Annotated in this window: 3 protein-coding genes; all 3 read left to right on the plus strand. The window is 67.3% G+C overall.

The genetic code is table 11. The annotated features are described in order from the left end of the window. Positions 1–80 precede the first annotated feature (80 nt). From ACFUJR_RS38850 to ACFUJR_RS38860, 3 genes are read left to right on the plus strand one after another with little or no spacing between them, the layout of a single operon-like run. Positions 81–1,214 carry a tyrosine-type recombinase/integrase gene (locus ACFUJR_RS38850; protein WP_383181179.1) on the plus strand — a complete coding sequence of 378 codons (1,134 nt, stop codon included), beginning with the start codon at positions 81–83 and terminating at the stop codon, positions 1,212–1,214. Next, entirely contained in the window at positions 1,211–3,298 is a 2,088-nt protein-coding gene (locus ACFUJR_RS38855) for a tyrosine-type recombinase/integrase (protein ID WP_383181176.1), read from the plus strand. Before ACFUJR_RS38850 ends, ACFUJR_RS38855 begins: the two co-directional genes overlap by 4 nt. Before the next feature lie 48 nt (positions 3,299–3,346). Beyond that, positions 3,347–3,982, plus strand: a complete 636-nt coding sequence (locus tag ACFUJR_RS38860; RefSeq protein ID WP_383181173.1) for a DUF6000 family protein — start codon at positions 3,347–3,349, stop codon at positions 3,980–3,982. Positions 3,983–4,072: the final 90 nt, after the last annotated feature.

The raw sequence follows: 4,072 nt of genomic DNA on the forward strand, positions 1-4,072 counted from the left end.
GGCCAGGCGACGGTGTTATCTGGACGGTTCCCTCTTCTCGGTGACTGTGCGTGTGGGTAGTTGGGCATATGGTTCCGGCCGTGCGTGTTGTGAAAGTGGTGGATTCGGGACCTGGCAAGCCGCAGGTACGTCTGGTCGACGCGTCCGGCGAGCCGGTCCGCGAAGTTGAGGAGTTCCTGCGGCTGCTGGCTGTTCGTGCGTACTCGCCGCACACGGTGCGGGCCTACGCCTATGACCTGCAGAAGCTGTTCCTGTTCCTGAGCGAAGTGGGGTTGAGCGCGCAGGAGTTCACGCCAGCTCGGGCGATGGACTTCTTGCAGTGGCTGCGGCTGGTCTCCTCCGCGCGGCGGGCTCAGCGCCTGGAGCTGGGCATCGCCAATGCCGAGGGTCGAGTGCTGTCGGCGAAGACGTGCAACCGGGTCATGGCGGCGGTGTCCTCGTTCTACGAGTTCCTGATCGCCAGCGAGTGCTACTCCGGTCGGGACAACCCGATCGTGAAAGTCGTCGATCAGGCCGCTGCCCGGGTGCCGGGACGGCATCGGCCTGCGCTGGACAACGCCGCTCGGCAGCAACCGGTCCGCCGGGTGTTGCGGGTCAAGACCGTCGAGGCGATGCCACGGCCGATGTCTGCCGAGGTCTATGCCGCGCTGCTGAGTGAGCTGCGTACCAGCCGTGACCGGGCCCTGCTGGAGGTGATGTGGGAGGGAGGTCTTCGCCCGGGCGAGGTGCTGGGGCTGCAGTTGGAGGACATCTCCTACGGCCGGCGCCGACTCACGGTGCGAAAGCGTCCCGATCACCCGCGGGGAGTGCAGCAGAAGTCCCGGCGGGACCGGGTCGTCGACCTGCTGGAAGGACGGGCTCTGCCGGCGTTGAACGCGTACGTGATGCATGAGCGGCCCACCGATGTCGACAGCCCGTGGGTCTTCCTGGTGGGCGGGCGCGGTAAGCGCCGGGCCGAGCCGCTCAGCTATGACGGGCTGGTGCGGATGTTCGCCCGAGCAGCGACGCGGGCAGACGTCCGCGACGCGTGGCTGACTCCGCACAGCCTGCGCCACACCCATGCCACCCGCATGTTCGAGGGCGGGATGCGCGAACTGACGTTGATGACACGGCTGGGCCACGCGACCCCTGACTCCATGAAGATCTACACCCGCGTCAGCGACCCCGAGGTCATCAAGGACTACCGCCAAGTGATCGGAGAGGTGACGCCGTGAGCTCGATCGTCCCGCTGCCAGCCTCATCGCCGACCCCCGGTCCACGCGCGCCGCACCACTGCCCGATCCGGGAGTACGCCGCGTTCATCGCCGAACTCGACGTCAGTGAACCCCGAAGGCGTCGGCATGCCTCCTCCCACCAGCGGTTCGTGCACGCCTTTCCTGATCTGACCACCTGGTTCGCCCAACCGTTGCGGCAGCGTCTGGGCTGGCGCAACGGGGAGGACCAAAACCGCCGCACCCGCCCGGACGCCGACTTCGACGCGACCACCGGATGGATCAACTTTCAGGCCCGCCACTACGTGATCTACCTGGGCTTGACCGGCCGCCTGCGGCTGGACTGGGGATGGCTGTTGGGCATCGGTGTGCTCAAGCCGTTCCAGGTCACCGATCAGATGGGACTGCCCTTCCGGGAACACGTCAACGGCCTGCAGGAACGGCTGATCGCTTTGGGGCACGCCCACTCCCGAGAAGACTGGCGCCTGCCCTGGGGCCTGATCCGGCTGGTCCTGCACCGCGGCGATCCGAACATCTCCGCGATCACCGCCGACGACATCGAGGAGATGCGCCAGGCCATCCGGCATCTTCAGCGCGTCCCGGGCATGGACCAGGTCATCCCTCCCGACCGGTTGCCCACCGTTCAGGCCGCCTGGGGCACCAGCGCCTACCGAGCCGGGCTGGCGCTGTTCCACACAGGCGTCATCGGGCACCCGCCCCCACGGCTGCCTGCCGCTCCGCACCTGCTGCTGAGCTGCAAGCCACGTATCAACGCCGTGATGGAACGCTTCCTGGCCGAACGAGCCTTGGTGCTGCGGCCGGAGAGTATGAGCAGCACCCGCGGCGGTCTGCGGCGCTTCGGGCTGTGGCTGGACACCGAGCGACCGCACATCGACCGTCTCGACCAGCTGAACCGGGCCGACGCGGTCGCCTTCATGGAGAAGGTCAACCGGCTGCGGAAGATGAAGCACCCGGACGAACCGCTGAGCCCGGCCTACCGGGCCGGCATCATCTCCACCCTCGCGGTGTTCTTCCGCCACGCCGCACTTGGCGAATGGGACGACGTCCCGACCCGACCGCTGATCACCGCCGCGGACATGCCCCGCCGCATTGAGAAAGTTCCCCGCTTCATCCCCGAGCACCAACTCGAACCGGTCATGGAACGCATCCGAGCCCTGCCCTGCCCCCTGCAGCGATGCGCGCTGCTGGTGGCCCGCTGGAGCGGCGCCCGCCGCACCGAGATCCGCAAGCTGCATCTGGACTGCCTGGACGCCTACCCCGACGGCACTCCCCGGCTGCGGCTCGCGGCCGGCAAGGCTCTCAAGGAACGCACCGTCCCCGTCCACGAGGAGGCGGCCGATGCCATCCGCGCCCTGGCCCAGCTGCGGCGCAACCAGCACGACCGGGGCATCTACGATCCCGACCTCGGGCAGCCAGTGCGCTACCTGTTCCTGCGCAACGGCTGCCTCGCCCACCCCGACTACCTGTTCGCCGACCCCCTGGGCCAGATCTGCACAGAACTGGGGATCCTCAACGGCGAAGGCAAACCCGCCATCCATGCTCACCGCTTCCGGCACACCCTGGGCACCCAGCTCGCCGAGAAGGGCGCCCGCATGCAGACCATCATGAAGGTCCTCGGGCACAAAAGCCCTGGCATGTCGATGACCTACACCCACATCTCGGACCCCAGCGTCCTGGCCGACTACCAATCCGTCCTTCAACCCGGCGCCGTCATCGCCGGACCGCTCGCCGAAACTCTGCGCGCCGGCCAGATCGATCAGGACGCACTGGACTGGCTGAAGACCAACTTCTACAAGACCGAACTTGAGCTGGGCCATTGCCTGCGCCTGCCGCAGGAAGGTCCCTGCGAGTGCGACCTCTACCTGACCTGCGCGAAGTTCGTCACCACACCTCAGTACGCGCCAAGGTTGCGCGAACGCCTCTGCACTGAACGGGAATTGATCGCAGACGCCGAAGCACGCGGCTGGGCACGCGAGATCGAACGACACCAGCGGATCGCCGACCGCATCTCGAGACTTCTCGACGACCTCGGTGAGCCCTCGGATGATGCCTACGAGAATCCGTGACCCGGGAACCCACTGGACCGGCCCGTCCGCCGCAGCCAGGATGCGTCCATGCCCTTCCCTGAGCCGATGCCCGACCCGGGAACCGACACCCTCCGCCGCTACGTGATGGCCACTCCGAGCCCCAAGACCGGCCGCTACCTGGATCTGCTCCACGGAAACTTCGTCAGATTGCCCGCCGAGGAACGCGCACAGTTCCTCCAGACCCTCGGCCGCGACTCGCGAAGTGTCACTGACGCCCAACTTGAATTCATGCTTCAGCCCAACTGGCGCTCTCGCATCACCGCGGCATGGATGATCGGGCTGGACCGCCGTGAGCAGTTCCGCGATCGCATCGGTGGCCTCCTGCTCGCCAGCGAACTCACCTACGCAGGCCAGGGCTACTGCATCGCGCTCGCCCTGCTCGGCACCACCGAGGACGCGACTCTGCTTACCACCTACCTGGACCGCTACCTCCGACGGCCCGAGTGCCGATACGACCAGCAATGGGCGCTGGGCGCGCTCCTGCACCTCGACGAGGCCCTCGGCACCACGCACGCTGCTGGCTTCCTGGACCCGGACGGACTCTGGAGCCAATGGGCCAACGACCGCAACACGCCCCCTGAAAGGTTGAGGCAGTACATCGGGGAGATGTGCGCCCTCGTCGACGAGTACGCGCAGCACGATGCCCCTCCTGGGCGCCGCTGACCGGGCACACTCGATCGGGCGAAATTGCCCGTCCTCTGAGGCGACACTGTCCAGATAAACGAGGAAGACCCGCTCGCGCCGGTGCGGGGC

The organism is Streptomyces sp. NPDC057271, assembly GCF_042668715.1.
Taxonomy (GTDB): Bacteria; Actinomycetota; Actinomycetes; order Streptomycetales; family Streptomycetaceae; genus Streptomyces.